Origin of the sequence: Streptomyces sp. RLB3-17 (assembly GCF_007113425.2) — a bacterium.
Classification (GTDB): domain Bacteria; phylum Actinomycetota; class Actinomycetes; order Streptomycetales; family Streptomycetaceae; genus Streptomyces; species Streptomyces mirabilis_D.
Genome location: NZ_CP041610.2, coordinates 185,174 through 210,814 on the forward strand (window position 1 = coordinate 185,174; position 25,641 = coordinate 210,814).

25 protein-coding genes and 2 pseudogenes are annotated in these 25,641 nt (G+C 68.8%); 11 read left to right on the forward strand and 16 right to left on the reverse strand.

The annotated features are described in order from the left end of the window. Positions 1 to 443 precede the first annotated feature (443 nt). Entirely contained in the window at positions 444 to 1,622 is a 1,179-nt protein-coding gene (locus tag FNV62_RS00990) for an IS630 family transposase (protein WP_225900072.1), read from the forward strand. 181 nt (positions 1,623 to 1,803) lie between these two features. On the opposite strand, the gene FNV62_RS00995 is transcribed toward FNV62_RS00990, so the two are convergent. The 5 genes from FNV62_RS00995 to FNV62_RS01015 form a co-directional block, all read right to left on the reverse strand. Next, the gene (locus tag FNV62_RS00995; RefSeq protein ID WP_143611865.1) at positions 1,804 to 3,063 is read right to left on the reverse strand and encodes an alpha/beta hydrolase; all 1,260 of its coding nucleotides are present in this window, start codon (positions 3,061 to 3,063) and stop codon (positions 1,804 to 1,806) included. Positions 3,064 to 3,242: 179 nt separating this feature from the next. Then, a complete protein-coding gene (locus FNV62_RS01000; protein ID WP_143611866.1) occupies positions 3,243 to 3,899 on the reverse strand; it encodes a response regulator in 657 nt (218 codons plus the stop codon). After that, positions 3,884 to 5,923, reverse strand: a complete 2,040-nt coding sequence (locus FNV62_RS01005; protein WP_164331447.1) for a histidine kinase — start codon at positions 5,921 to 5,923, stop codon at positions 3,884 to 3,886. Before FNV62_RS01005 ends, FNV62_RS01000 begins: the two co-directional genes overlap by 16 nt. Before the next feature lie 77 nt (positions 5,924 to 6,000). Next, a complete protein-coding gene (locus tag FNV62_RS01010; protein ID WP_164331449.1) occupies positions 6,001 to 6,168 on the reverse strand; it encodes a hypothetical protein in 168 nt (55 codons plus the stop codon). A gap of 186 nt (positions 6,169 to 6,354) precedes the next feature. Next, a complete protein-coding gene (locus FNV62_RS01015; RefSeq protein ID WP_164331451.1) occupies positions 6,355 to 6,525 on the reverse strand; it encodes a hypothetical protein in 171 nt (56 codons plus the stop codon). A 7-nt stretch (positions 6,526 to 6,532) separates the two neighbouring features. On the opposite strand from FNV62_RS01015, the gene FNV62_RS54440 reads away from it, so the two are divergent. Together FNV62_RS54440 and FNV62_RS55115 are read left to right on the forward strand one after the other, a co-directional pair. Beyond that, positions 6,533 to 7,030, forward strand: coding sequence for a hypothetical protein (locus FNV62_RS54440; protein WP_205523100.1), 498 nt, complete (start codon positions 6,533 to 6,535; stop codon positions 7,028 to 7,030). Between the two features lie 292 nt (positions 7,031 to 7,322). Further along, a pseudogene (locus FNV62_RS55115) lies at positions 7,323 to 7,487 on the forward strand (dienelactone hydrolase family protein); the annotation flags it as partial. Between the two features lie 162 nt (positions 7,488 to 7,649). On the opposite strand, the gene FNV62_RS01025 reads toward FNV62_RS55115, so the two are convergent. Continuing rightward, positions 7,650 to 7,943 carry a maleylpyruvate isomerase N-terminal domain-containing protein gene (locus FNV62_RS01025; RefSeq protein WP_143611869.1) on the reverse strand — a complete coding sequence of 98 codons (294 nt, stop codon included), beginning with the start codon at positions 7,941 to 7,943 and terminating at the stop codon, positions 7,650 to 7,652. Between the two features lie 74 nt (positions 7,944 to 8,017). Then, a complete protein-coding gene (locus FNV62_RS01030; RefSeq protein ID WP_144314451.1) occupies positions 8,018 to 8,926 on the reverse strand; it encodes an MBL fold metallo-hydrolase in 909 nt (302 codons plus the stop codon). Between the two features lie 329 nt (positions 8,927 to 9,255). Between FNV62_RS01030 and FNV62_RS01035 the strand changes: the two genes are divergently transcribed. The 6 genes from FNV62_RS01035 (at position 9,256) to FNV62_RS01060 (ending at position 14,277) form a co-directional block, all read left to right on the forward strand. Next, positions 9,256 to 10,143: a helix-turn-helix transcriptional regulator gene (locus FNV62_RS01035; protein WP_143611871.1), complete on the forward strand. Its 888-nt coding sequence runs from the start codon at positions 9,256 to 9,258 to the stop codon at positions 10,141 to 10,143. 195 nt (positions 10,144 to 10,338) lie between these two features. Continuing rightward, entirely contained in the window at positions 10,339 to 10,560 is a 222-nt protein-coding gene (locus FNV62_RS54450; protein WP_186003028.1) for a hypothetical protein, read from the forward strand. Positions 10,561 to 10,808: 248 nt separating this feature from the next. Continuing rightward, positions 10,809 to 11,702 (forward strand): LLM class F420-dependent oxidoreductase, encoded by an 894-nt coding sequence (locus FNV62_RS01045; RefSeq protein ID WP_143611872.1) that lies wholly within the window; start codon positions 10,809 to 10,811, stop codon positions 11,700 to 11,702. A 55-nt stretch (positions 11,703 to 11,757) separates the two neighbouring features. Next, positions 11,758 to 12,162: an ester cyclase gene (locus tag FNV62_RS01050; RefSeq protein ID WP_143611873.1), complete on the forward strand. Its 405-nt coding sequence runs from the start codon at positions 11,758 to 11,760 to the stop codon at positions 12,160 to 12,162. 6 nt (positions 12,163 to 12,168) lie between these two features. Beyond that, positions 12,169 to 13,182, forward strand: a complete 1,014-nt coding sequence (locus tag FNV62_RS01055) for an NADP-dependent oxidoreductase (protein ID WP_143611874.1) — start codon at positions 12,169 to 12,171, stop codon at positions 13,180 to 13,182. A gap of 108 nt (positions 13,183 to 13,290) precedes the next feature. Further along, entirely contained in the window at positions 13,291 to 14,277 is a 987-nt protein-coding gene (locus FNV62_RS01060; protein WP_143606475.1) for an SDR family NAD(P)-dependent oxidoreductase, read from the forward strand. A 393-nt stretch (positions 14,278 to 14,670) separates the two neighbouring features. On the opposite strand, the gene FNV62_RS01065 is transcribed toward FNV62_RS01060, so the two are convergent. Next, entirely contained in the window at positions 14,671 to 15,558 is an 888-nt protein-coding gene (locus tag FNV62_RS01065; RefSeq protein ID WP_144314452.1) for a helix-turn-helix transcriptional regulator, read from the reverse strand. A gap of 245 nt (positions 15,559 to 15,803) precedes the next feature. Here FNV62_RS01065 and FNV62_RS01070 point away from each other — a divergent pair, with 245 nt between their 5' ends. After that, positions 15,804 to 17,111 carry a Cmx/CmrA family chloramphenicol efflux MFS transporter gene (locus FNV62_RS01070; protein ID WP_144314453.1) on the forward strand — a complete coding sequence of 436 codons (1,308 nt, stop codon included), beginning with the start codon at positions 15,804 to 15,806 and terminating at the stop codon, positions 17,109 to 17,111. Positions 17,112 to 17,688: 577 nt separating this feature from the next. Here FNV62_RS01070 and FNV62_RS55120 read toward each other — a convergent pair. Further along, positions 17,689 to 18,228 carry a hypothetical protein gene (locus FNV62_RS55120; protein ID WP_225900073.1) on the reverse strand — a complete coding sequence of 180 codons (540 nt, stop codon included), beginning with the start codon at positions 18,226 to 18,228 and terminating at the stop codon, positions 17,689 to 17,691. 261 nt (positions 18,229 to 18,489) lie between these two features. Here FNV62_RS55120 and FNV62_RS01080 point away from each other — a divergent pair, with 261 nt between their 5' ends. Beyond that, positions 18,490 to 21,159 (forward strand): ATP/GTP-binding protein, encoded by a 2,670-nt coding sequence (locus FNV62_RS01080; protein WP_143651901.1) that lies wholly within the window; start codon positions 18,490 to 18,492, stop codon positions 21,157 to 21,159. A 60-nt stretch (positions 21,160 to 21,219) separates the two neighbouring features. Here the strand turns inward: FNV62_RS01080 and FNV62_RS01085 are convergent, their stop codons facing one another. The 7 genes and pseudogenes from FNV62_RS01085 to FNV62_RS01115 all read right to left on the reverse strand — a co-directional run. Then, entirely contained in the window at positions 21,220 to 21,594 is a 375-nt protein-coding gene (locus tag FNV62_RS01085) for a PIN domain-containing protein (protein WP_164331458.1), read from the reverse strand. Beyond that, positions 21,591 to 21,845, reverse strand: a complete 255-nt coding sequence (locus FNV62_RS01090; RefSeq protein WP_097288489.1) for a hypothetical protein — start codon at positions 21,843 to 21,845, stop codon at positions 21,591 to 21,593. The genes FNV62_RS01085 and FNV62_RS01090 overlap by 4 nt, the downstream gene beginning before the upstream one ends. 77 nt (positions 21,846 to 21,922) lie before the next feature. Beyond that, a complete protein-coding gene (locus FNV62_RS01095) occupies positions 21,923 to 22,081 on the reverse strand; it encodes a hypothetical protein (RefSeq protein WP_164331460.1) in 159 nt (52 codons plus the stop codon). Between the two features lie 303 nt (positions 22,082 to 22,384). Beyond that, the gene (locus FNV62_RS01100; protein WP_164331462.1) at positions 22,385 to 23,209 is read right to left on the reverse strand and encodes a hypothetical protein; all 825 of its coding nucleotides are present in this window, start codon (positions 23,207 to 23,209) and stop codon (positions 22,385 to 22,387) included. Positions 23,210 to 23,286: 77 nt separating this feature from the next. Next, on the reverse strand, positions 23,287 to 23,934 hold the full coding sequence (locus FNV62_RS01105; RefSeq protein ID WP_143611880.1) for an RNA polymerase sigma factor: 648 nt from the start codon (positions 23,932 to 23,934) through the stop codon (positions 23,287 to 23,289). A 145-nt stretch (positions 23,935 to 24,079) separates the two neighbouring features. Then, positions 24,080 to 24,625, reverse strand: a complete 546-nt coding sequence (locus FNV62_RS01110) for a hypothetical protein (protein WP_143611881.1) — start codon at positions 24,623 to 24,625, stop codon at positions 24,080 to 24,082. 313 nt (positions 24,626 to 24,938) lie between these two features. Then, positions 24,939 to 25,471 (reverse strand): annotated as a pseudogene (locus FNV62_RS01115) (transposase family protein); the annotation flags it as partial. Positions 25,472 to 25,641 lie beyond the last annotated feature (170 nt).

Sequence of the window (25,641 nt, forward strand, 5' to 3'; positions counted from 1 at the left end):
CTCGGACTGTCACGGGCAACCGCACGGTCGATCTGAGCAAGCTGACACGGATACGTCGAGTTCGTGTCCCCAGCAAGGAGGGCTGGCTGGACCAGTTCTGGATCAAGGACTGCCGAGGCGTCGTCCTCCTTGTGGACAAGGAGGTACTCATGGGTCCCATAGGGCAGGCGGTGGTTCACAGTTCGGGGATCTCAGGCTCACTGGGAACCGTGAAGATCTCTCGGCATGCGGCCGTCGGGCTTGGCCTCAATGAGCCCTCGACTGTATACCGGGCAGCCCGCGCTTGCGTAGATGCTCTTCTCGGGATCCTGACTCCCGGGGCAGTCGCCGCTCTTGGAATCCTGGCCAGCCGGCTCACTAGATCAGCGTGAGACACAGGCGAGGAGATCGGAGAGGGTGTCGATCATCCCGAACGATTCCCCCGAGATTGGCCGTTGCCTCCCATGTCCCTGGGCCGCGCCGTGTGCCATACCCTGACCGCCGCCGAGCGCCACCGGCTGAAGAAGATGGCCTACGGTCACAAGGCTCAGCACCGGGCCCGGCAGCGCGCCACAGTCGTCCTGCTCGCAGCGCGCGGCCGGGGCAACGCCCGGATATCTGCCGAGACCCTGCTGCACGTGGACACCGTGCGCACCTGGCGCGGTCGGTTCGCTGACGGTGGACTGCCGGCCCTGGCCGACCGCAAACGCTCGGGGCGCCCGGCCCGTTTCACCCCCGTGCAGGTCGCCGAGGCCAAGGCCCTGGCCTGCCAACTGCCGGCCGAGACCGGCATACCGCTGTCGCGCTGGTCGTGTCCGGAACTGGCCGCCGAGCTGACCGCGCGCGGGATCACCGACAGCATCTCCGCCTCCACGGTGCGCCGCTGGTCACGCAAGGACGCGCTCAAGCCCTGGCAGTACCGGTCCTGGATCTTCATCCGCGACCCGGACTTCCGCGCCAGGGCACAGCGGGTCCTAGACCTGTACGCCCGCACCTTCGAAGGGGTCCCACTCGGCGAGGACGAGTACGTCCTGTCCAGCGACGAGAAGACCTCGATCCAGGCCCGCTGCCGCTGCCACCCGGCTCTGGCCCCCGGACAGACCCGGGCGATGCGCGTCAACCACGAGTACGGACGCGGCGGCGCCCTGGCCTACTTGGTCGCTTACGACGTCCACCGGGCCGAGATCCACGGCCGTTGCGAGTCGACCACTGGCATCGTGACGTTCATGGCCCTGGTCGAACAGGTCATGACGCAGGAGCCCTACGCCGGCGCGAAACGCGTCTTCTGGATCGTCGACAACGGCTCCTCGCACCGCGGCCGCAGGTCCATCGACCGCATGGCCGCCCGGTTCCCGAACGCCGTCCTGGTCCACACCCCGGTCCACGCCTCCTGGCTGAACCAGATCGAGATCTTCTTCTCCATCGTGCAGCGCAAGGTCGTCTCGCCCAACGACTTCACAGACCTCGCCGAGGTCCGGGAACGGCTCCGAGGGTTCGAAGACCACTACAACGCCACGGCACAGCCGTTCCAGTGGAGGTTCACCACCTCCGACCTGGATAATCTGCTGGCCCGACTCGACCGGCACACACCCGCCGACCGACAAGGAGAATCCTCCGTCACACCGGCAGCAGCCGAGCACTAAGGCACGGGCGCGGCACCCCCTTGGCCCCGCTGACTCGGGTCGGTGCTGACGACGCTGCAGGCTTCACTTGATGTTGCGGACCGGCCGGTTGCGCACCCCGATGGGGTTGTCGCTCCACTTGTCGCCCGATTTACATCAGACCTCGTTCTCGTCCGACGTCTCGGACTGCTGGACGTACACCTCAGCCCACCGGCAGCGGTTTGCCCAGGAGGAAGGCTCTGAGCAACGCGGTGTAGCGGCGTGGCTGCCCGCCTGAGATGGAGTGACCGGCCCCCTTGACGGTCACGAGTTTGGAGTCCGGGAGGATGCGCTGGTACTCAGCGGTCACGACGGGTTTGATGAAGTCGCATTCCCCTCGCATGATCAGAGAGGGGACGTGCGCGGTGCGCAGACTCGGCCGGGGGTCGGGGATCTGCTCGAAGTCCTTGCGGGTCATCTGGTTGCTGTAGAAGCCCTGGGGGTTGTTGTGCGCCGTGTTGGGCGGCGCGCCCTTGCAGGAGGTGCTGTCCTTGCCCTGCAGGGCGACTTCGTGCATCCAGTGGTCGGCCTCGCGGTCGCCGACCAGCGCGTGCGCGGCGCCGGGGTTGACCTGAAGCAGCACGCTCGCCGCGAGCATCCGGGGTGTGCTGTTGAGCCGGTCGAGCCGTGCCTTCTGGGCGGGGGTGAGCCGGTTCCAGGGTTCCCCGGCTGTGGAGCCGGGGTATTCGCGGCCCCACAGCGCGCCCGGCGAGGTGAACACCGCTTTGGCCACGTGCTCGTTGTGGGCCGCCAGGTACTGGGCGGCGAGTGACCCTCCCCATGACTGGCCGACGAGGATGATCCGGTCGGCGTCGAGCGTGCGCCGGATCGCTTCGAGATCGGCGACCTGGCGGGCGACGGTGTACCCGGTGATGTCCCGGAGTCGGGTGGACCGGCCGGCGCCGAGTTGGTCGTAGGCGTAGACGTCGAAGCCGTCCGCCGCGAGTTCACGGCCGCCGGTGGGGATGCCCTCACCGGGCGTACCCGGGCCGCCGTGCAGGAAGATCACCGGTGTCGGCCTGGCCTTGCCGACGGCGGAGGCGTGGACATAGGCGATGCGCGATCCGGTCGGCAGATTCCAGAATCTGACACCGGACGGGGCGGGGGCAGCCGCGGTGGTGGGCATCGGACGGAAAACGGTGACACCGCCGAGGGCGGCGACCGCCACGGTCAGGCCGACCGCGACGAACGCGGACGCCCGCAGACCCCGGCGGCGTTCGAGGCCGAGCAGGGCGAACGCCGCGCGGCCCAGCAGCCCGCCGGCCAGAGCGCCGAAGGCCAGAGCGGCGAAGGCCAGCACCGGCACTCTCGCGGTGACGAACGCCGTGGCGAGGAAACCGGCCGTCGCCACGACAGGCGTCAGCGGTATCGCCAGGAACAGAACGGCGCCGCCGACGATACGGCGGGGAAGTGTGGGTGACATACGTTCGAGGCTAGGGAGACGGCACGAGCGATCCATCCAGCTCAGGGACTGTCCGACAGCACGCGCCGACCGCCTTGCGGCGGGGTGTCACCCCCGCCCCGCGGCGGGTGTCAGCGGTCGTCGGGGCAGGGGTCAGCGGCTGCCGCGCCGAAGGCGACAGTGGTTGCCGCGCGGGGGCGTCAGCGGGTGCCTGGGCGGATCAGACCCGTCTCGTACGCGGCGATCGTCGCCTGCACCCGGTCGCGTACGCCGAGCTTGCCGAGGAGGACGGAGACGTGGTCCTTCACGGTGGGCGGGCTCACCCCCAGCACTGCCGCGATCTCCGAATTGGACAGCCCACGCGCGACCTGCCGGAGGACCTCGGTCTCGCGCGGAGTGAGCCGGTCGAGCCGTGCCGTGTCGAGCGGGCCGGGCGCGTCGGCGCAGCGGTCGATCAGTCTGCGGGTCACCGCCGGATCGAGCAGCGCGGCTCCCCCGTGGATCACCCGCACCGCGTCGATCACCCGCTCCGGTTCGGCGTCCTTGAGCAGGAAGCCGGCGGCTCCGGCGCGCAGCGCGGCGAACAGGTACTCGTCGAGATCGAAGGTGGTGAGCACCAGTACACGGGTCGCGGGGCTCCGCTCAGTGATCCTCGCGGTCGCGGCGAGGCCCCCGATTCCCGGCATCCGGATGTCCATCAGGGCGACGTCCGGCCGCGACGACAGGGCGAGTTCCACCGCCGTGTCGCCGTCGGTGGCCTGCCCGACGACGCACAGGTCGGGTTCCGCGTCGAGAATCGCCGCGATCCCGGCCCGTACGACGGCCTGGTCGTCCGCGACAGTCACTCTGATCGCCATGGATGGACCTCCGGCAGCCATACTCGTACCGCTCCGCGGTCGGTCGTCGAGAGGGTACCGCCGGCGGCGTCCGCGATGGCGCGCAGCTGCCGCTCCACCCCTGGAACGGCGGGTGCCGGACCGGAGACCTCCACCCCGTCGTGGACTCTGCGCACGGTGAGAGTGACGCCCAGGGCCATGAGCGTGGAGGCGATCCGGTACGCGAAGACCTCCACGGCGGCGGGCAGCGGACGGCGCGGGCCGATGTACTGGACGGCACCGCCGTAGCGCCCGGCTAGTGCGGCGATCCCGTCAACAGTAGGGGGCGGGGCGTCTTCCCCGTCCCCCGATCCCGTCCCGTCTCTCCTGTCTTCTTCGTCCCTCCCGTCGTTACTGTCGTGTCCGCGCAGCCCGGAGAGCAGCCCCCGCAGAGCGGTGAGACCGGCACGGGCCTCCTCCCGTACGGTCCGCAGGTTCCCCGCCTCGGCCGCGGCGACCACCGCCTGCGCGTGCCGGAGCGCCGTGCCCCGCAGCCCGGTGGCGAACCGTAGACGCTGCTCGTGTACCGCGGCGTCGGCGTCTCCATCGAGCAGTAGCCGCCGCCGGGCGTCGGCAGCCCGCAGCCGGTCACGACGCCGGGCGGTTTGGCGCCCCCACGACCAGACGGCGAAGGCCGGGAGGGCCAGCACGCACGTCAGCACGGCCCAGGCCCCCACACGGCTGCCGGTGATACCCCTGCCGCCCGCCAGCGCGAGACCACCAGTGGCCGCGACGGCGAGCGGCGCGAACAGGCCCCGCCGGAAGGGCAGATACACCGCGGCGCTGTACACGAGCGTCAGTTCGACCCAGCCGTACACCAGGAAGATGTCGCTCACCGGCGGCTGTGTCCAGGCGGCCCGGTCGCAGGCCTGCCACAGCACGAGGGCCAGCAGCACCGCCGCGAGCGTGCGTCCGGGCGCACGCGAGCGCCAGCCCAGCGGCACGGCGTGCAGGCCCGACAGCACGACCGTCGGTACGGCGGGCAGCACGCCGCCGAAGGAATCCGGCGCGTCGGCTGACAACAGGCTCGCGCCGAGGGAGAGCGCGATCGCCAGGACCACCAGCGCATAGTCGAGTGCGAACATCCCACGCCAGAGCGGCCACCGGCGGATGTGAGGTGCTGTCGCCGATGGCAGTTGAGCCCGAACGGTCCAGCCGGCACCCCCTCGGCTGTCCTGCCCCACCGGTCCGGCAGAGAGCGTCCCGCCCGCCGCGGAGACCGTGGCCGCCAGCCCCGCGAGGCCGTGCCCGGTCCCGAGGCCCGGCTCGGCAGCCGTACCGCCGTCGTCCGTGACGGTGACGGTGAGCAGGGGATCACCATGGGCCGCTCTGCCGCCCCCGGGAGGCTTGGCTCGGTCAAAGGCCCCCTCGACCCGGACACGCACCACCGCGCCCCCCGCGTACCGGGCCGCGTTGGTCAACGCCTCTCGGACAACGCGGTATGCCGCCTCGGTACTGCTCACCGGCGCCGTGTCCACCGTGCGCCGGTAGTCCACCGCGTGCGCGGCAGCCAGCTCGTCGATATCGGCGAAGGTGGCGAGGGCCGCGTACTCGCCAAGCTCGGTAAGACGCTCCAGCTCGCGAACGGCCTGGCGGCCCGCTTCGCCGGCGTGCCGCAACGCGGCGGCTGTCTGTTCCTGGTCGCCGAGCCGGAGCGCGGCGCCCGCGGACACCACGACCCCGGTCAGCCGGTGCGCGGCCACGTCGTGCAGCTCTGCCGCCAGCCGGTCCCGTTCGGCGAGCGCCGCGAACAGGGGGACTGCCGCGGTGCCGGCCTCGTAGTCGGCCAGCGCGGACCGACGGGCCAACCTGTGCCGGCGTGAGCGGCCCGTCGCCCAGGCAATCGCCACCCCGCCACCGGCCACCAGCACGACCCCTGCCACATAGCGCAGCGGTTCACCGCGGGCAGCAGCGACTCCGGCGGCGGCCAGCGCGGCGATGACCGCTCCCACGAGGGAGGGTCCAGCGGTCCGGTGCACGGCCAGGAGATGGAGCACGACCAGCACACAGACCGCCACAAGGACGGAAAGGACCCATGCGTGTCCTGCGAAGAGACCGTCCCACGCCAACCACATGAACCGGATCACCGACCCGCATCGGCGGCCAGCAGCCCCTCGGCCGCCTCTTCCCCAGGGATGGTGCGGCGTACGAGCACTTCCTCAGGGCCGGTGGGCACTTCCAGCACCCCAGAACGCCTCAGGCCGACAGGCCAGTCCATCTCATCCGGCACCAGCGGCTCGACGATCCCCATACCAGCAGACTAACCAACCAGCTGAAGGCGAGAATCGCCTCGTTGCCCGTCGGGAGTACGCGAACCGCGTCAGCGCCCTCGGCCATTGACCAGGCCCCTCCGCCCGTTGCGGCTGCCCTGAACTGGGCCGCAGCCGCTTGGCGTTGTCTTTTCGGCGAAAACCGTGACCCCTCATAGCAGCAGCGGTTACAGGACGGTGCCGTGCAGGGCACGGCGGTCGCCGGACAGCGCGTAGCGACGGGCCGCTGGGCCGTGCTCGAGTGGCTCACCGATCTCCTCGCACAGCAGCGCCAGGACGTCTGCCGCGTCGGTGTCGGACAGGTAGGCCGACGCGACTTCGAGCATCAACTCGCCCATCGCGTACGTGCTGGCGGCGAGGTCGTCGACGACGCGGCGCTGCGTGGTGAGCGCGGGATCCGCTGGCGGATCGGCGGGTGACGGGGGCGGTGCGGACGTCGCGGACGGCCTGGCGGACCACCGCGCGCACCGTGGCCGCGGCGAGAGCCTGCAGGCCGCTGTGGGCGAGCGTGGCGAGGCGGCGGGTGATCAGCTCCGCAACGTGGCCCGCAGGGCCGGAGACGGCGATCAGGACACGTTGGGACAGGCCGAAGTCGAGCGCGGCCACGGCGGCCGGGCCGGTGTCTCGCGTGCGAGACGTGTCGGTGCCGGCGTCGACGGTGCCATGGACCGCGGCGAGGGCGCGAGCGATGTCCAGGCGTCGGTACGCCTGCGCGCGGGAGATGCCGAACTCCGCCTCGCGGTACGACGCCCAGCTGCATTCCTTGTCAAGTCCGGCGTGTTGAAACCACAGAGCGTTTCGAAGTGCGGTGAGGACCGTGCAGCAAGATCGGTATCGGCGTGACGGGCAGCGCTTCGACCGCGGCCTGGGATCCGTGGTGTTGGTCGAGATCATTCTCGTGAACCGCACTGTGGATAAGGGGTGCTGGCGTCGGCTTTGTCCGGTGGACTACGTGGTGGACCTGATTACCGGGACGGCATTGCGCCACACACGGATTGGTGACCCGGCGCTCCTCTGAGCGCCGTATGGGCCGGAGCTGGCCCGCTGTTGGATCGAGGATCCGGCGCTGCTGCGCGGGCTCCGCCTCCTGTCGTGTTGATCAGAGCTCGACACCTCAACCACGACAGGCGAACTCATGCCCACCAAGATGCCGCACATCCCCACCGCGGACGGCCAGGCCGACGCTTTCGCCGCCTTCCCCGACGGTGGCGGGCGGCACCCGGGGGTGCTGATGTACGCGGACGGCTTCGGCATCCGGCCCGTGCTGCGGGAGATGGCCCGCAATCTGGCCGGGCACGGGCAGGTCGACGTCCGCGACCGCGCCGTTCGTCCGCCCCGCGGCGGTCTCATGGTGCAGCGTGGCCTCGCCGGGCGCGCCGGAGTTGTGGAAGTCGACGCCGTCGTGGACGGTCATCCGGAAGGTCTTCCCGGCGCAGGTCGGATCGCTCACGGTGCCAGACCCTCAGAACAGGCCGTTCCCGGCTCTGCCGGCCAGGAGCAACGCCCACTCGGACTCTGGCCACCCGGCGAGGAGGGGCACCGGGTTCGCGACAAGCAGGCCCGGATCCGATGCCGTGCGGGTGCCCGCGTCTCTCGTCATCAGCAGCCTCATGGCGATGTGATTGACGAGGTCTTTCACCGTCCACGCCGAACACGGCATCGGGTTGCGATACTGGTCGACCGGTGCACCACGCACGGCGTCCACGACCAGATCGATGCTCTGCGCCAACTGCTCCACCTTCGTCGCCGGCAGCATGCGGCATCCCTCCTGCGAAGTCGACCGCGACAACGCAATCACCGCGGTTCGCCCCTCATTCGTAGGGCGTCGTCCTAGTCGATGAAAACGCTCCACGCGGTGGCGTTGAGGTTGTCGGAGAGGAAGATGTCGGTTCCTCCCAGGCGCTTTTCCCAGGACGGCATGAGTTCGGCCGCGCGGGCCGTGACCGCATCCATCCAGACCTTGATTTCCGCCTGCTTGTTGCTGGCCGGCACCTTGGCGGCGGCCGAGGCTTCCTTCATGTCGACCGTGCGCAGTGCTTCGGAAGCAGCGGCGCGCAGGTCCCGGATGTACTCCCGGTTCGTCGCCACGTCCTCGGGCGTACCGGGCAGGGCCATATGGCCGGTGACGATGGTCTCGTAGTCGTACTCCAGCAACTGGTCCATGGCGTCGAAGTACGCCGGCACGTGCGCGGAGAAGTACAGGCGGAAGAACGGCGCGCTCTTCGGAGTGAAGCTGTCCATCGCTCCCATGAGCTTCAGCTCCGGCAGGTGGATGAACAGGTTGCCGGCCTGATGCCAGTCTCCCGTGTAGTCGAGAACGAACCGCACCCCGTCGATGTCCACCTCCTTGCGGCGGCCACTGAAGGTCTCGGTGGGCAGGGGACGCCGGTCGTCGTTCTTGACCTCCCTGATGAACTCGCCGGTGATCTCATGGGAGATGATCTTCAGGCCGTCCCGCTTCAGCAGGTGAGCCGCCCCGATGTGGTCGGCATGCGCATGGCTGTAGATCAGGTGGGTGACCGGCTTGGGGGTGACCGACTCGATCGCCTCCAGCAGTTTGTCCCCCAGGAACGGTGAGGCGTCCACGAGGACGACACCGTTCTTCGTCTCCACAAACATCGTGTTGATCATCCCCTGGGTGACGAAGTGGGCACCGCCGCCCAGGTCCTGGACGACATACCCGGACTCCGGGATGTCCGGGCCCAGGGCGAAGTCGGGTACAGGCGCGAACTCGGTCATGGTGATCTCCTTCGGGTGGCCCGCCCCAGGGCTGGGACGGAGGGGTGTCCTGTGATGGGGTTCCAAGGGGCCGCGTGAGGGCTGACTCGGGCCTGGCCTGCGGCAGCGCGGTCTTCGAGGCGACAGCGGGCCGGTACAGGACAGCCGCTCCTTTCTCCAGCCCGGTGCAGGGAGATCCCCCGGCTTCCCGCGGGAGAAGGTCGTCACTTTCAGCCAGAATGGCCCGCTTTGCGTGCGTGTGGACGCTCCAAGGGCGCCCTTCTGAACCTAGGTCTGGCTGGTCCACCTTCACCGGCCCGTCACGCCGCCACGGGGAGCACACTGGCCGCATGAACGACAACGGCGAACTGGGGGACTTCCTGCGCTCGCGGCGGGCCCGTCTGCGTCCCGAGGACGCGGGGGCGGCTTTCAGTGGCGGCGCGCGCCGGGTGCCCGGACTGCGCCGCGAGGAAGTCGCACATCTGGCCGGGATGAGCACGGACTACTACGCCCGCCTCGAACAGGGCCGACACCCCCACGTCTCCGAGACGGTACTGGAGGCGGTCGCCCGCGCCCTGCGCCTGGACGACACCGAACGCGGCTATCTCTTCGAACTCGCCCGGCCCAGGACACCCGGACGCCACCGGAGCAGTCCCGCCCGCGCACCACGCATGCGGCAGCCGATCCACCAGATGCTGGACGTCCTGAACGACGTCTCACCGGCCGTCGTCATCAACCACCGCAGTGACGTCCTGGGCGCCAACCACCTGGCCAAACAGCTGATCACAGACTTCGACGCACTGCCGCACCGCGACCGCAACCTCGCCCGATTCGTACTGCTCCACGCCGCCGCCCGTGACCTGTACCAGGACTGGGACCGGGTCGCGGAGACCTTCGTCGCCAGTCTGCGCCTGGCCTCCGGACGCCATCCCGACGACCGCCTGCTGAACGAACTCGTCGGGGAGCTGTCCATCAAGGTTCCCGAGTTCCCCACCTGGTGGGCCGGCCACCGCGTGGACCAGTGCGCCCACGGCACCCAACGCCTGGTTCACCCCGTGGTCGGCGAACTCACCCTCTCCTACGAAACGCTGGCTCTGCCCGCCGACCCTGACCAGAGCATCGTGCTCTACACCACCGAACCCGGCTCCGCCTCCGCGGAAACACTCCGCCTGCTCGCCAGCTGGACCACACCGACGAACACACACGAGGTCGCCCCCTCCCAGGCACCGCACGGCTGATGAGGAACAGGCAGCCGATCAGTGACGAGGACTTGAGGCCATGACATCCACGCTCATCCAGACTCCCTTCGGAGAAGGGGCGACGGCCGCCGAGGTCATCGAGGGCGTCGACCTTTCAGGCAAGCAGGCGGTCGTCACCGGCGCCGCGTCGGGTCTCGCGCCGAGACCGCCCGTGCCTTCGCGAGCGCCAGCGCCTTGGTCACCTTCGCGGTCCGCGGCACGGACGTCGGCGAGCGCACCGCGACCGGCATCCGCATGGCGGCCGGGAACGGCGCCGTCCATGTCGGCCCGCTCGATCTCGCCGACAGGGCGTTGATCGCCGCCGTCACGAGCGCCTGGTCCGGGTCCCTGCACTGGCGACTGTTCCGCCCCTTGTCTCTCGGCCGGCCAGACCCACTCCCCCACCTGTCCGGATGAGAGAAACACAGCCGACTGATGACCAGGAATTGAGGTCATGGAGGCCGTCGAGCGCATCCAATGCCACGCCGCGAGGACCACGCCCGGGTTCGCTATCGGCGAGGCCGAATTCCAGGCCCTCGGCCGAGCCGCGGCAGCAGCGGCTCGACCGGGCCAGTGAACGGTATGACACCCCTCCGGGCCAGGGGACGTCCACGCACACAGATCGGCAGCACGAATAACGCATTCATCCTATTAGGGAATAAACGATGCATTCCGCACCTCACACCGCACCGCAGCAGTCCCTGGGCCGCTTCGGAATCTTCAGCCACGAACTGCGCTCCGAAGACCGGGCACTTCAAGAGCAACGGCGACGCGCGGCAGCCGAGCTGGAAGAACTCGGCTTCGGCGTGATCTGGCTCGGGGGCAACAGCAGCGTGCACCACGCCGCCGCGCTCGCCGGGTCCACTGAACGCATCGCCCTGGCCACCGGCATCCTCAACATCTGGCACGAGGACGCCGCCACGGTGGCCCGGCAGCGAGCCGAGCTGGAGGAAGCCCACCCCGGCCGGTTCCTCCTGGGCATGGGCGCAAGCCACGCCCAGCTGGCCCAGAACTACCAGCGGCCCTACTCCACGATGGTCGGCTACCTCGACGCCCTCGACAACGCTGCCACCCCCGTCCCGGCCGACCGCCGGATCCTGGCGGCGCTCGGACCGAAGATGCTGCGTCTCGCCCGCGACCGGGCCGTCGGCGCCCACCCCGCGATGGTCACCCCCGAATACATCAAACAGGCCCGGGAGGTCCTGGGCGACGGACCGCTCCTGGCTCCCGTGGTCACCGTGGTCCTGGAAAGCGACCCCGTCCGGGCACGTGCCGTCGCACGTGACTTCCTCGAGCTGTACCTCCGGCTGCCCAACTACACCACGAACTTCGAACGCCTCGGCTTCACCGCTGACGACTTCACCGGCGGCGGCAGCGACCGCTTGGTCGACGCCCTGGTGGCCTGGGGAACCGACGACGCGATCAGCGACCGCCTGACCGAGTTCCACACCGCCGGCGCCGACCACCTGGCCCTGCAGCTCATCACCGCCGAGGGAGGTGAGACGCCGCCGCTCACCCAGTGGCGCCGCCTCGCCGGCGTCAGCGCGAAGCATGCGTAGCCGCACAGGTGACGACGCCCGAGGCACTCATGACAATCATCCTCTGGAGCACGGCATGTCCACACCCGAGCAGAACAAGGAACTCGTTCTGACGGCCTTCGACACACTCTTCGGCAAGCGCGACTACGCGGCCGCGGAGGAGTTCTGGTCCGAGGAATACTTTCAGCACAGCCGACACATCCCGCCGGGACGGGAGGGTCTGTTCAACCTCGTTCGCGCCCTGCCCGCCGCCCTGCGCTACGACAACCAGCTCGCGGTCGCCGAGGGCGACTACGTGATGTTCTACGGCCGGTTCTCAGGCACCGGCGAGACCGCCTCCGTCGTGGCCGACGTGGTGCGTGTCGAGAACGGCAGACTGGCCGAACACTGGGACGTCTGGGAGGACGAGGCGACCCGCGCCGAGTCCGCAAGCGGCCTCTCGATGTTCGGCGACCGCTTCCCGCACGACCGGGCGAGGTGAGCCGAGATGGCCGGCACCAATCGCCAGTTCCGCCTCAAAGCCCGCCCGGCCGGCCCCTTCGAAGATTCCGACTTCGAGCTCGTCCGGACACCCCTTCCCGTGCCCGGCGACGGCGAGTTCCTGGTCAAGGTCACACACTTGTCGATCGACCCTGCTATGCGCGGCTGGATGAAAGCAGAGCACGTCAGTCCGGTGGACGTCGGAGCGGTCATGCGGGCGATCACGATCGGACAGGTCGTGGACTCCCGCTACCCCGGCTTCGCGGAGGGCGACTTCGTCCACGGCACGTTCGGCGTCCAGGAGTTCGCGCTGTCGGACGGAACCGGGGTCTACAAGGTCCACCCCGAGGAGGGCCGGTCACTCGCGGCGTATCTCGGCGTCCTGGGCATGACCGGCATGACCGCCTACTTCGGGCTCCTCGATGTCGGCCGGCTCGCCGCGGGCGACGTCGTGCTCGTATCGGGAGCAGCCGGGGCCGTGGGAAGCACCGCCGGTCAGATCGCGAGGATCAAGGGCGCGCAGGTGATCGGGATCGCGGGCGGCCCCGAGAAGACACGCATGCTCGTCGACCGGCTCGGGTTCAGCGCCGCCATCGACTACAAGCGGGACGACTTTCTCGACCAGCTGCGCGACCGCACCCCCCGATACGTCGACGTGTTCTTCGACAACGTCGGCGGAGACATCCTCAACCAGGCACTCACTCGCCTCAGCCGCGGCGCGCGAGTCGTCATCAGCGGCGCGATCTCCCAGTACGACAACGCCGATGCGGTCGTGGGACCGAGCAACTACCTGACCCTGCTGTACCGGAGCGCCTCCATGGCGGGCGTCGCCGTTCCCGCCTTCGCCGACCGGTATCCCGAGGCCATGGCGCAGATGTCGCACTGGCTCGCCGACCGTCGGCTGACGAGCATCGAGGACACGGTGCACGGCGACATCGAGACGTTCCCGGTCACGCTCAGGCGCCTGTTCTCCGGCAAGAACACCGGCAAGCTCGTCCTCGAACTCGAGCACCAGGCGTGAGCCCACCCCTCTGTCTTCCGGCGCACCTGCACCAGGTCTGCCGGGACCGCCTCCCTCACCTGTTCAGGTGAGGGCAGAACAACCGACCAATGACTAGGACTTGAGGTCATGACAACCACCCAGCGCATCCACACCCCCTTCGGAGAAGAGTCGACGGCCGCCGAGGTCATCGAAGGCATCGACCTTTCCGGCAAGCACACGGTCGTCACCGGCGCCGCCTCGGGTCTCGGCGCCGAGACCGCCCGCGCCCTCGCGGGCGCCGGTGCCTCGGTCACCCTCGCGGTCCGCAACACGGACGCCGGCGAGCGCACCGCGACCGACATCCGCAAGGCCACCGGAAACGACGCCGTCCATGTCGGCCGGCTCGACCTCGCCGACCAGGCGTCGATCGCCGCCTTCACGAACGCCTGGACCGGGCCCCTGCACATCCTCGTCAACAACGCCGGCGTGATGGCACTGCCCACGCTCGAGCGCACACCGGACGGCTGGGAGCTGCAGTTCGCGTCCAACCATCTCGGCCACTTCGCGCTCGCGCTCGGCCTGCACGACGCGCTCGCGGCCGCCGGCAACGCGCGGATCGTGTCGCTGAGCTCCCGCGGCCACCACGCCTCGCCCGTGGAGTTCGACGACATCAATTTCAACAACCGCGCCTACGACCCGTGGCTCGCCTACGGGCAGTCCAAGACCGCCAACGTTCTCTTCGCGGTCGAGGCGAGCAACCGCTGGGCTACCGACGGGATCACCGCCAACGCCGTCCACCCTGGCGTGATCATGTCGACGAACCTGTCGCGCTACATGGATCCGGACCAGGCCGCACAGCTGCGCGCCGCCGAGGCAGCCGGAGAATTCGGCTCGATCCAGGGCGCACCGTTCCGGTTCAAGACCATCGCCCAAGGCGCCGCGACCAGCGTGCTCGTCGCGACCTCCCCCCAGATGGAGGGCATCGGCGGCCGCTACTTCGAGGACAACAACGAAGCGGAGAAGCTGTCGGCCGAGGCCGTGGGATCCGCCCCCGGCGGCGTAGCCCCATACGCGCTCGACCCGGACGCCGCCAAGCGCCTGTGGGAACTGTCACTCGCCGCAACAGGCGCATGAGCAGAATCCTCGCATGAGCGGCACTGGACTCGTGGCAGCGATTCCAGCGCCATTCATCGACGCAGTGCTGACCCGCACATCGCATACGTGAGCCGTGACATGTACGAGGTGTTCTACCGGGACGCAGTCGAAGACACCGCAAGGTGGCCCGCAATCTCCCCGTTACGGGCGTCGGCCTGACCATCGGATCGGGTCTCGAATATCCCGTCAGTGGGGAACGGCCTCGACGCCGCGATGTACAGAACACCTGTCTCCATGCGCGGTCCTGGGAGTCCGCAGAGGAAGCGGCCATCGTCCGGGACCGCGCAGGCGAGGGCAAAACACGTCGCAGCAGCGGCAGGACGGCTGCCCCAGGTCACACGGAAGCGGAAATTACGGACGACCTTTGGGGAGTCAACTCGAGGGTGCCTCGGAGGAGCTCCGCCCTCGTAGGCCCGTCGGGACACTCCAGCTGGCGAGCATGCTGAGCTTCTCCGCAGAGGCCGAACCAGGTTCCGCGGTGTAGAGGCAGATACTCAGGTCAGGGTCGGCGGGCAGGGCCAGAATCTCGTAGGAGAGGGTGAGTTCGCCGACCACAGGGTGAACAAGGCGCCGGGTGCCGTGGGCGCACTGGTCCACGCGGTGGCCGGCCCACCAGGTGGAGAACTCGGGAACCTTGATGGACAACTCGTCGACGAATTCGTTCAGCAGGCGGTCGTCGGGATGGCGTCCGGCAGCCAGACGAAGACTGGCGACGAACGCCTCCGCGACCTGGTCCCAGTCCTGATAGAGGTCACGGGCGGCGGGCTGAAGCAGTACGAATCGCGCGAAGTTGCGGTCGCGGTGCGGCAGTGCGTCGAAGTCCGTGATCAGCGCCTTGGCAAGATGGTTGACTGCCAGGACGTCGCTGCGCTGGTTGAGGACCAGGGCCGGCGAGACATTGTTGAGGACGTCCAGCATCTGGTGGATCGCCGGACGCACGCGCGGTAGCGGGGCCGGACGGCGCCGTTCCGGGCTGGGGGACTTGGGTCGGGCGAGTTCGAAGAGGTAGCCGCGTTCGGTGTCGTCCAGACGCAGCGCGCGGGCGACCGCCTCCAGCACCGTCTCCGAGACGTGGGGGTGCCGGCCCTGTTCGAGACGGGCGTAGTAGTCCGTGCTCACCCCCGCCAGGTGCGCGACCTCTTCACGGCGCAGTCCCGGGACCCGGCGCGCGCCGCCGCTGAAGGCCACCCCCGCGTCCTCGGGACGCAGACGGGCCCGGCGCGAGCGCAGGAAGTCACCGAGCTCGTCACTTTGATCCATGCATCCAGTGATACCACTACAGCGGCATGACGGACCGGTGAGTGGACAGGCCAGACCTAGGTTCAGCAGGGCGCGCGCGAGGCGTCCGCACGCGTGTCCCGGGCGGGATGCTGGACGCGAACCGGGAGGCAACGCCGCCTCTACAGGTGGTCCTCGCCGGCAACGGGCCCTTTCTCAGACAGGGCTGCGCACGGCCGAACGGAGCACCCGGTTACCCCGCGTTCCTCACACGAAGCAGATGAATCATGCCCTTTGTGATCTACGTCCTTGGGCTGGGCATCTTCGCCGAGGGCACCTCGGAATTCATGCTCTCCGGCGTGATGCCCTCCATCGCCCAGGACCTCGACATCCCCCTCGCCTCCGCCGGAATGCTGGTGTCCGCCTTCGCCATCGGCATGCTCGTCGGAGCACCGCTGATGAGCCTGGTCACCTTGAAGATGCCGCGCCGTGCCGCGCTGGTCGGCTTCCAGCTCGTCTTCATCGCCGCCCACGTCGGCGCCGCCCTCGTCCCGCACTTCGGATTCCTGCTGGTCATGCGGGTGCTGTCGGCCATGGCGTATGCCGGATTCTGGGCCATGGCCTCGGTCGCGGCCATCTCGCTGGTGGGCGCCGACAAGCAGGGCCGGGCCATGGGAGTGGTCGTCTCGGGACTGAGCGTGGCCACGATCATCGGTGTCCCGGGCGGCACCCTGCTCGCACAGCACGCCGGCTGGGAGGCTGCCTTCTGGGCCGTAGCCGCGATGACCGCTCTGTCCACGATCGCGCTGCTCATCGCCCTACCCGGCGGCCGGGACACGACAACGGCACAGCCGCGTCTGGCCACGGAACTGCGCTCGCTGATGCAGCCACGGCTCTGGGTCGCCTACGCCACCACCGCACTGATCGTGGCCGCCCAATTCGCGATCTTCTCCTACCTCGGAGCCCTGCTGGAGGACGTCACCGGCCTCAGCACAGGCCTGGTACCCCTCGTGCTCGGACTCTACGGCGTCGGCGCGTTCATCGGCCTGACCATCGGAGGACGCGTAGCCGACCGCGCCCCCTTCACACTCCTGTTGATGGGCATGGCCGCCTTCATCGTCGCCGCGACAGCACTCACAGTGACCGCACATGTCGCCTGGGTCATGATCGCCCTGGTGGTGCTCCTGGGAGCCGCCAACTTCGGGGTCACGCCCGCAGTCAACGCCAGAGTCTTCTCCATTCTCGGAGCGACCAGGACGCTCGGCGGCGCCGTGAACATCGCCGCCTTCAACGTCGGCATCGCCGTCGTCCCCCTGGCATCCGGCCTCGTGATCAACACGGGACTGGGGCTGGCGGGTACGGCCTGGATCGGCGCGGCCCTCGGGGTCGCCCACATGGGCAGCGTTCTGCTGGACCGCCACCTCACCCGCCGCCACGAAGCGGAACCGAGGAGCCCACAACCGTCTTCGAACTGGAGCACGCTCCCGCTGCCTCCTGACAACTGCAACCGAAACCAATCGTCCCGTCTCGGGCATCGGCTGCGGAGATCGCCACATCCAGCCGACCCTTCCCTCGGCCTCGGACGCTCATGGTGATCCGCGTCGGCCCTCCGCGATCGCCGTCCGGGGCTTGCCTGGTCGTCGGAACCCAAGTCGACCTCCATGCGCGCCACCAACGTTCAACGAGAGAGGTGATAGCGACCGACTACGAACAGTACTTGCTGAGCGTCGCAAGCTATGACAAGCAGACCCACGCTGAGGTTGAGAACCTCATAAACCGGCGACGCACACTCGACGAGTTCCGGTACGAGTCCCTGAGCGGCGGAGGAGGTTACCGAGTCGTTCTGGGTCCGGCCCGTTGAACGAATCGCCAGCTCGTGAGGGGCGGTGTGTGAGTTGACGCCCGTGTCTCCCTTTCGGGAGGGGAAAGCGGGCTGTACCAGGACACCACCGCCCGGACATCGTCGACGGCCTGCGGGCCGTCGCCTCCCTCCAGGCCGGAGAAATCGCGCTCATCTGGTGTGCCGGACACGGCAACCCCCTCAATCTTGATCATGAATGGGAGTCGCCATTGTCCTCCGGGCCTGCGACGGTCACATGCCCGCGGTCCCCGCTCCAGAACCGGGCCAGACCGCCTGCTGCAGATCAGCCGGATTCGGCAGGGCGACGCCGCTCAGAGGCCGCCGATCTTGACCGGGAGCTTCTGGATCGTCGCAACCACGGTGTCAGGGTTCTCCAGGTCGATCAGATCGACCGGATTCTGCAGTTGGTACAGGTCGCCCTTCGGCGGGTACTGGGTGAGCGTGCCGATGAGCTTCGCCGGGTCCTTCGTCGTCAAGATCAGCGGCTCGCCGCCATTGCCGTTGCCGGGCTGCTCGATGACCATGGTGAAGTCCAGGACCATGATGTTCTCGAACTTCGGCGGGAAGCTCTGAGTGATCCTCAGCAGACTCTTCGGGTCGACGTCCACATCGTTCTGCTCGATCGTGATGCTCCCTCTGCCCCCGTTCTCGCCGGGCAGTTCCGCGCTGATTTTGAAGCCGACCGTCCTCATGCGCACGCTGTTCATCGGATCGTTGGGGTTGACGTCGACGCGGTGTTTGATGCCGCCCCTGAAGTCCACGGTGACCAGAGAGTTCCGGATCTTGAGGGGGCTGTTGACCGCGAGCATGCTGCACGGGATCTCCGCGCCGATGGGAGGCAGCAGTGGCATGTGGGTTCCCTTGTTCGAACGAGTGTTGGCCTGTCGATCACGCACACCCTTGAATGCCGCCTGCGCCGATGCGACATCACCACACCGTACGAACAGCTGATCTCACACGCTCAGCCCAGCCCGAAAGCGCACCGGGCAAGGTGCTCCAAAGAAACGGCCTGGATCACTCCATTGACGAGGCAGTGAGAGCGGGCGGGCTCCCCAAGGGGCGTGCAGCGGGCATAGGTTGGGCTCTCCAGTGATCATCTTTCGGGGGTGGACGTGGCAGGCCGGGATCTGCGGGCACTGTTCAGCACGAACGACCGGGGCCTGGAGGCCGTGGAGGCGTTCACGAACCGGCAGCTGCAGTGGGAGCTGGTCGCGGCCGCACTGTCCGAGCATCTGCGACTGATCAACGAGTCCGCGTTCGATGTCGAGGACCTGGAGCGCCCGCGTCACAACGTGATGGTGTTCCACGGGGTCGGGGGAATCGGCAAGACGACCTTGTCCCGCAAGCTGGAGGCCGCGCTCGCCGGGGCCGATCAGCGGCCTGCCCAGTGGGGTGAGCCCGCCTGGTCCGGACAGCGGATCCTGCCTGTACGCATCGACCTGGCTCGCTCCGCCGGAACGTCCTTCGAGGACGTCATCCTCACGGTCCGCGCGGCGCTGGCCGAACTGGGCCGCCCGCTGCCCGCCTTCGACATCGCCCTTCGCCGTTACTGGGAGACCCAGCACCCCGGTGAACCGTTGGAGGAGTACCTGCGCCGCGGTGGCCTCGCGGGCCGGTTCGGCAAGGCGATGCCGCAGCAGATGCAGTCCGCTCTCGCGGACGTCGCCCAGGCGCTCCTCCTACCGGGCACCGTCGGTACGGCGGCCGGTGCGCTGGCCGGCTCCCTCACGAGGGCGCTGCGCGAGCGCCGGCAGACCGTGCGGGCACTCGCTGGGTGCGCGCGGCTGGCGGACCTGCTGGAGGCCGACCCGGACCTGGATGCGTTGAGCTTCTACCCGCACCTGCTTGCATGGGAGCTCGCCCAGCTCCCGGCGGACAAGCGCGTCATGCCGGTGATCCTGCTGGACACCTTCGAGGACGTCGGCGACCGTACGCACCGCGACCTGGAGCGCCTCATCCAGCGGATCGTGTGGCTCATGCCGAACTGCTTCTTCGTCATCACCGGCCGCTCGCGCCTGCAGTGGGCGGATGCCGCTCTACAGGGGCAGCTCGACTACACCGGCCCGGCCGCCTGGCCGCATCTGGCCCTCCCCGCAGCCGTCCCGGCGGCCCGCGCCGCCCGGCCGCCCCACGGCCACGCGCGGCAGGTCCTCATCGGCGACTTCTCCCCCGAGGACTGTGACGACCACCTCGCCCGCCGGCTCACCCGCGACGGCGAACCGCTTATCAGCGAGGAGATCCGCCAGGTCATCGCCGGCCGCTCCCACGGCCTGCCGCTCTACCTCGACCTGTCGGTGATGCGTTTCCTCGAAATCCGCCGCACCGGCCGTAGCCCCGCCCCGGCCGACTTCGACCACGACTTCCCCGCCCTGATCGCCCGCACCCTCTCCGACCTCACCGCGCCCGAGCGGCACGTACTGCGCTCTGTGTCCTTGCTCGACGCCTTCGACCTGCCGCTCGCCGCGCGAGCCGCCGGCCTGACCCACGAGGCGCCGGCACTGCGCCTGATCGAACGCCCTTTCGTCCGGCAGGACCCCTCCGGCCTGTGGCCCTACCACCTGCATGGGCTGATCCGCTCCACCTTCCGGGACGCCGACGATCACGCCGACGACCGCTGGTCTCCGCGCGACTGGCACCAGGCCGCCCAGCGGACCCTCACCGCGCTGGGCGAGCAGTGGACCGCCGGCACCAGCCGCGACCGCCGGCTCCTCGTGGGCTGCCTGCGCCAGGGCCTCGCCATCGCCCGGGACTACAACCTCGACCTCGACTGGCTCACTGACGCCGCTTGGACCTACGTCAGCGATTCCGTCTGGGAGCCGGTCACCCCACCCGCCCCCGGCGCCCGGGCGCCCGGCACGCCCGCCGACGCCCTCGTGGAACTCCTCAGCACCCTCACCCGCCGCCAGCACGAGCACCGCGCTCGCACCGTCAGCCGGCTCACCGCCGTCCTCGACGCCGACCTGCTGCCCGCCGACCTCCAGGAGGTGGCGCTCTACTACCGGGCCAAGGCCCTGCGCGACACCGGCCGAGCCGCCCAGTCCCGCCGCGACTACCAGCAGGTTGCCGACCAGGGCGGCCGCCTCGCCCCGGCCGCCCGCCGCGGCCTGGCCCACGCCGCACGCCTGGCCGGCGACTTCCCCACCGCCCTCGCCGCCGCCCAGAATCTCGGCTGGGAAGGCCGCCACCAACGCGTGTTGGGTGACCTGTACTGGCTTCAAGGCCAACCCGAGCGTGCCGCCGCGGCCTACCTCGCCGGACGCACCGAAGCCGAACTGCACGGCAAGGCCGGCGAGGCCGCCCACAGCCAGGCCCTGCGCGCATTCGCCATCGCGCTCTACTCCCCCGACCAGGCCACCGCGGAAATCGACCTCGCCCACCAGCTCCTGACCGGCCTCAACCTGCGCGCCACCACCATCAACGTCCGCCGGGCCGAACTCATCCGCGATGCCGGCAGCGACAGCGTCGACGACCAGATCGCTACGCTGCGCACCGAACTCGATATCGCGGGCCTCAACTCGCTGACACCCGCGATCGAGCTGGCCTGCGCCTTTCACCAGGCCGTCCTTGACGACCACACCGCACTGCACGCCACGCTCACCCGGCTACGAGAGCACACGTCCGACGAAGATCACGCCTACTTCGTCGACATCGCCCAGTTCATGGCCGACGTGCCTGCCGATCAGGCCTCCGGAGTCCGGTGGCTCGACAGTGAGCAGCACATCCGCAGCCGCTGGCGTGGCCTGGTCATCGCCCGGCAGGCGCACCTGAACGCCGGGCACTGACCAAAGAAGGGGGGCCGTTTCCCGCGGGAAACGGCCCCCCTTCGTCCGAGGCGGCGCGGGTCAGGTGGGGTTCAGCGGAGTGATGCCGGTACCCGCGTACAGCTCGGGTTCCAGCGACAGGACCGTGAGCGGCTCTCCCGCCTTCACCGCATGCCAGGCGATCGCAGCAGCGTGGGCCACGGGCCAGTCCACGCTTCTCCAGTCCATCGCATCCACAGCATGAGCTGCGGTGAACGGAACGTTCTCCGCGAACCGCAGGGATGCCGCGTGCTTGCCTGCGCCCGCAACCTGCCGTTCGGCAGCGAACACGGCGAGCGAGGGGATCATGACACGACCGGTACCACGTGAGGCCTCGATGTAGAGGCCCGTGAAGAAGGAGTCCGCGCGGTACAGGGCGGCCAGAGCGGTGTGGTCCAGGACGGCCGTCAGGTTCATGCGGCGCCGCCGCCCTGATGGGCACGGATCTTCGCCCAGGCGTCCTGGCCGTCCTGCTGAACCTGCTCGGTGTACTCAATGCCGAGCTCACGGGCGGCCTCGACAGCACGCTGCTCCCGCTCGGCCTTCGTGAGCTCGCGAGTGGCGAGCTCTTCCAGCAGCTCGGTGATGGTGGTGCCGCGCTCGTCGGCGAGGATACGCAGCCGGTTGCGCACTTCCTCGCTGGTCTTGATGCTCGTCGGCTTGCTCATGCCGGTGATTCTACCGCCGGTAGAACCACCGGGGCAGTGCCCTCGAGCCGACGGCGCTGCCCGGCCCGGATGATCCATCAGTCCATGTACGCCATTGCGATGCGCCTTCCTCGATCGTCCAAGTCGTCGGTCAGCCGGTAGCTCCAACCGGCCTCACGCAGTACCTCTCCTTCTGTGGCTTCGGTGGTGAGAGTCCGCCCGTACGCCGGGCCGTACATCAAGATCACTGTTGTCATGGCGTGAACCGTAGGAGGCTCTGTCCCATAGCGCCGCGGGCACAAATCAGCCACTTGCACGTCTTTGGGCCAGCCGCACCCGCCAGCACCCCCGCGAAATGCTCCGCTGCCCCGTGGCGCCTGCGAGGTCGCCCGCTGACCTGACCGACGATCTTCACGAGAGTCATCCGCCCGTGACTGGCCCGAGCATCCCGAAGCCCACGCACACCAGCCCACTTGACCTGCAGCTTTCACGATGAACACCACTCATTTGCTGCCCCGGCACATCGCCCGGGCAGCAATGAGGTCGGTCGAAAGGCCGGCTTACTGCTTGTCGGCGAACTGCGGGTCCTTCTTCTGGTTGTAGATCTCCGCGCCGGATGCGTTGTAGGCATGCACGTAGGGGCTGGGGCCCACATAGTGCGGGCCGGGGTCGTCGGTGGAGAGAGCCGCCGCGTAGACGAACGCGCCGCCTGCCATGACCGCCGGGTACTGCTTCGGGTTGTCGCCGTAGCTGATGGTGATCTTGGCAATGTCGGATGTGTAGTGCCCGGCGCCCAGCATGACGTACTGCCCCTTGCCGGCGGGCTCGCGGATGGAGTCGAAGTACTCGATCATGTGACCGGTGCCCCACAGGCGATTGTTGATGAACGTGGGCGGGGAGTCCTGGCTGTTGCCCTTGTCGCCCTTCGACTCGCATTGCACGTACTGATCGGCTGAGTCGACGGCGATGACCACGCCGTCCCAGTCCTGCGAGGCGATGGGTGCGCGGACCGCGGCCACCGCGTGGAATCGCGATGCATCCGAGCCCAGGCAGGAGGCCAGGATCCTGGCGACGGTCCGGGCGTCGATCGGCGTCGTCGTCCCGCTGGTGATGGAGAATGCGTCCGGGGCGGAACTCGCGCGAGCCGAGGACGACGCCGAGCCGGCTCCGGCCGACGCGGAGCCGTGCGTTGTGCCCGGACTCGGTGACGAGGCGGCGCCCGTCGGGTCTCCGGCGGGGCCGGCGAGAAGCGGCTTGGCATCCCCTATCCCGCTGAAGACGGCCACGGCCGCGACGCTCATCGCCGCAACCCCGGTGGCGACGCCTAGCGGTACTCCCCACCTGCGTCGCAGCGAAGCACGGTTGTTCTCTGGGCCGATCTTCATCAGCAGCTCCTCTCGGGTCCGCCGGTGGTTCGGCAGATCACGATCGGAAGGAGCCGCAGGAACGCCCCGCGTGTGATTCATCGTGCGACCTCTTCCGCGTTGACGGGACTCTTCGAACTGAATGACGCCGGAGCCGCTGCTCCGCCAACGAGGTCGACCCCCAGCCTCCGCCGCGCCCGGTGCAGTCTGGACTTCACGGTTCCGACCGCCACCCCCAGCGCTGCCGCAGCCGCCTGCTGATCCAGGCCCGACCACACGCAGAGCTCGACGACGTCACGTTCGTGGCGCGGCAGCCGAGCCAACGCCCGGTGGATTTCCGACATGCGACGCTCGTCGTCGACCAGGCCGGCGACACGGTCCGCGTGGTCGCCCACCGGCTCGTCATGCGAGACGAGCCGGCGCAGCAACGCCTCGGCCCGCCTCAGCCGCCGCCTGGTGTTCGACAGCAGGCCGTCGGCGATGCCCAGCAGCCACGGCAAGGCCGAGTCGCGGACCAGCACCGTCTCCGATAGCCGACGCCAGGCGTGCAAGAACACGGTCGACGTGAGGTCTTCAGCTTCGGACCAGTCGGCCGTGCGCCGGAACAGATGGTTGTAGACGGTCTTCCCATGACGGTCGAACATCCGACCGAACGCCTCCCGGTCGCCGTCGACGGCCCTCGCCCACAGCTCTCGGTCAGATATCCCTCCGACCGGTACGGCGGGACCAGCATCGTTCAGTTCCATGCTCTATACGTGTCCGGCAACCGGCCGAAGGTTCCCACTGAGATAGCTCCGCTTGCCTGGGCTTTCCGTTTCGACTGTCATCGATCGGCAAGTCATCTGCCGACCCGGCCGCCTTCCACTCCCTGACAGTCGCTGTGCCGCCATGTCATGCGACCGCTTGCAGGGCGTTGCCGACGACCTTCGCCAACTCGTCGGCGGACTCGGGGGTCAGACGGTAGAACCCCTGGAGACTGACCGATCGTTCGAGACGGCCGTCCACCACGTATTTCAGACCGCGGGTCTGGCCTCGGCGGTTACGCCAGGTAAGCCCCGCCAGAAGATCGCCGGGGATCAGGGTATCGAAGCGTACGGGCGTGGCGTCCACGTGCACTGCCGCAGCGCCGCAGCCGCCGGCGCCGAGCATCGACCAGTCGCCGTGCCCGGGAAACGCCGGGTCCTGCCACGTCTCGGGGGCGGTGCCGCAGCAGTCGCGCCGCTCCCTGTCGATCACTCGCATCCGGCTCACCACGAACACGGCGCACCGGTTGACGTGCAGCGCGTACACCTCGTCCCCGACACGGGCACCCGACCAGGCGGGCAGGGAGGAATGGACGCCGCTGAAGGCGACCGGCGGCCGCTCGCCCACGCGGCCCATCTTGCGCAGGGCACGGCAGGTGTCATGGGTCCACAAGACGGTGAAGGCATCAGACATGCCGTGATCCTATGAACGAGCACTGACAACCTTGAGCGGGACAACGCTCGTGGGGCCGGCTCACCCCCGCCTGCGCGGGGAGGACGGTGCCTGTTTCTGAACCTCGGTGTGGAACGAGGCCTTGCCGCGGGGATCCGTCGGGACCCATCCGTTCGGCGTAGCATCACCGCGGCGGCTCACCAAGAGCAGCTGGCAGGGGCTGCGCTGAGAGCTGTCGACTGCATCGTCCGCCAATACTTCGACCGCCAGCCCCACGGCCGGCTCGACGACGGAGCCACCGTTCTCCCGCCGAATGGCGTGCCGGTCACCAGCACGAACGGGACTGTAGTACGTCGATCCGCTCGTGGGTCTCGGCGTCGATCACGACGGTGGCATAGCGGTGCCACCGGCGCAGAGCGAAATCGTCGACGCCGATCACGCGGGGCACCCACCCGACGGACAACGGATGTCCAGCAGGACGCGCAGGGCAGTGTGGCGCGACAGTCCCACGGCGAGTATCGCCAGCAAACGTGCCCCCGCCCGGCCCGCTAACTCCTTGACCACGGCCTTGATTTGCCTGGTCAGTCGAGCGGTGCGCCGCTGGTAACGCTCCAGCACTCCCGGCGCCTGCTCGCGGAAGGTGTGACGGCACCCGAGCGTGGGACACACCAGACGCCGCACCCGGACACGGACCACGACCCGCCGCCCGTCCACCGACACATCGGCCACCGTCCGCAGGTGAAAGCCATGCACACGGCCAGACGGCGCCCTGCAACTCGAACACGGCACCGGTTCCTCCGGCGTCCGCGCCCGCACCAGAATCCGCTCGCCCTCGTCGGCCACATCCTCAATGACCAGCGGCGACAGCCCTCAAAACACCACATCTACAAACTCGTTGACATTCCGCACGTCACTTCAACGACGAATCAATACGCTCCGTCACCACCGAATGTGAGACAGGGCCGTTGATTAGTACTCCAGCAGCACTTTGACGTTTTCCCTGTTCAGGGTCGGTCTGGGTGAGTGTAGAGGGCTGA

What these genes read in the sequence shown, in the direction of transcription:
- FNV62_RS01100 (WP_164331462.1), bottom strand. Translation starts at nt 23,209, where the DNA reads ATGAAGATCGGCCCAGAGAACAACCGTGCTTCGCTGCGACGCAGGTGG.
- FNV62_RS01025 (WP_143611869.1), bottom strand. Translation starts at nt 7,943, where the DNA reads ATGCTGCCGGCGACGAAGGTGGAGCAGTTGGCGCAGAGCATCGATCTG.
- FNV62_RS55120 (WP_225900073.1), bottom strand. Translation starts at nt 18,228, where the DNA reads ATGCCACTGCTGCCTCCCATCGGCGCGGAGATCCCGTGCAGCATGCTC.
- FNV62_RS01055 (WP_143611874.1), top strand. Translation starts at nt 12,169, where the DNA reads ATGGCCGGCACCAATCGCCAGTTCCGCCTCAAAGCCCGCCCGGCCGGC.
- FNV62_RS01000 (WP_143611866.1), bottom strand. Translation starts at nt 3,899, where the DNA reads ATGGCGATCAGAGTGACTGTCGCGGACGACCAGGCCGTCGTACGGGCC.
- FNV62_RS01060 (WP_143606475.1), top strand. Translation starts at nt 13,291, where the DNA reads ATGACAACCACCCAGCGCATCCACACCCCCTTCGGAGAAGAGTCGACG.
- FNV62_RS01090 (WP_097288489.1), bottom strand. Translation starts at nt 21,845, where the DNA reads ATGAGCAAGCCGACGAGCATCAAGACCAGCGAGGAAGTGCGCAACCGG.
- FNV62_RS01095 (WP_164331460.1), bottom strand. Translation starts at nt 22,081, where the DNA reads ATGACAACAGTGATCTTGATGTACGGCCCGGCGTACGGGCGGACTCTC.
- FNV62_RS01010 (WP_164331449.1), bottom strand. Translation starts at nt 6,168, where the DNA reads ATGGGGATCGTCGAGCCGCTGGTGCCGGATGAGATGGACTGGCCTGTC.
- FNV62_RS00995 (WP_143611865.1), bottom strand. Translation starts at nt 3,063, where the DNA reads ATGTCACCCACACTTCCCCGCCGTATCGTCGGCGGCGCCGTTCTGTTC.
- FNV62_RS01070 (WP_144314453.1), top strand. Translation starts at nt 15,804, where the DNA reads ATGCCCTTTGTGATCTACGTCCTTGGGCTGGGCATCTTCGCCGAGGGC.
- FNV62_RS01065 (WP_144314452.1), bottom strand. Translation starts at nt 15,558, where the DNA reads ATGGATCAAAGTGACGAGCTCGGTGACTTCCTGCGCTCGCGCCGGGCC.
- FNV62_RS01110 (WP_143611881.1), bottom strand. Translation starts at nt 24,625, where the DNA reads ATGTCTGATGCCTTCACCGTCTTGTGGACCCATGACACCTGCCGTGCC.
- FNV62_RS01045 (WP_143611872.1), top strand. Translation starts at nt 10,809, where the DNA reads ATGCATTCCGCACCTCACACCGCACCGCAGCAGTCCCTGGGCCGCTTC.
- FNV62_RS01050 (WP_143611873.1), top strand. Translation starts at nt 11,758, where the DNA reads ATGTCCACACCCGAGCAGAACAAGGAACTCGTTCTGACGGCCTTCGAC.
- FNV62_RS01030 (WP_144314451.1), bottom strand. Translation starts at nt 8,926, where the DNA reads ATGACCGAGTTCGCGCCTGTACCCGACTTCGCCCTGGGCCCGGACATC.
- FNV62_RS00990 (WP_225900072.1), top strand. Translation starts at nt 444, where the DNA reads ATGTCCCTGGGCCGCGCCGTGTGCCATACCCTGACCGCCGCCGAGCGC.
- FNV62_RS01035 (WP_143611871.1), top strand. Translation starts at nt 9,256, where the DNA reads ATGAACGACAACGGCGAACTGGGGGACTTCCTGCGCTCGCGGCGGGCC.
- FNV62_RS01015 (WP_164331451.1), bottom strand. Translation starts at nt 6,525, where the DNA reads ATGGGCGAGTTGATGCTCGAAGTCGCGTCGGCCTACCTGTCCGACACC.
- FNV62_RS01085 (WP_164331458.1), bottom strand. Translation starts at nt 21,594, where the DNA reads ATGAACCTGACGGCCGTCCTGGACCACACCGCTCTGGCCGCCCTGTAC.
- FNV62_RS01105 (WP_143611880.1), bottom strand. Translation starts at nt 23,934, where the DNA reads ATGGAACTGAACGATGCTGGTCCCGCCGTACCGGTCGGAGGGATATCT.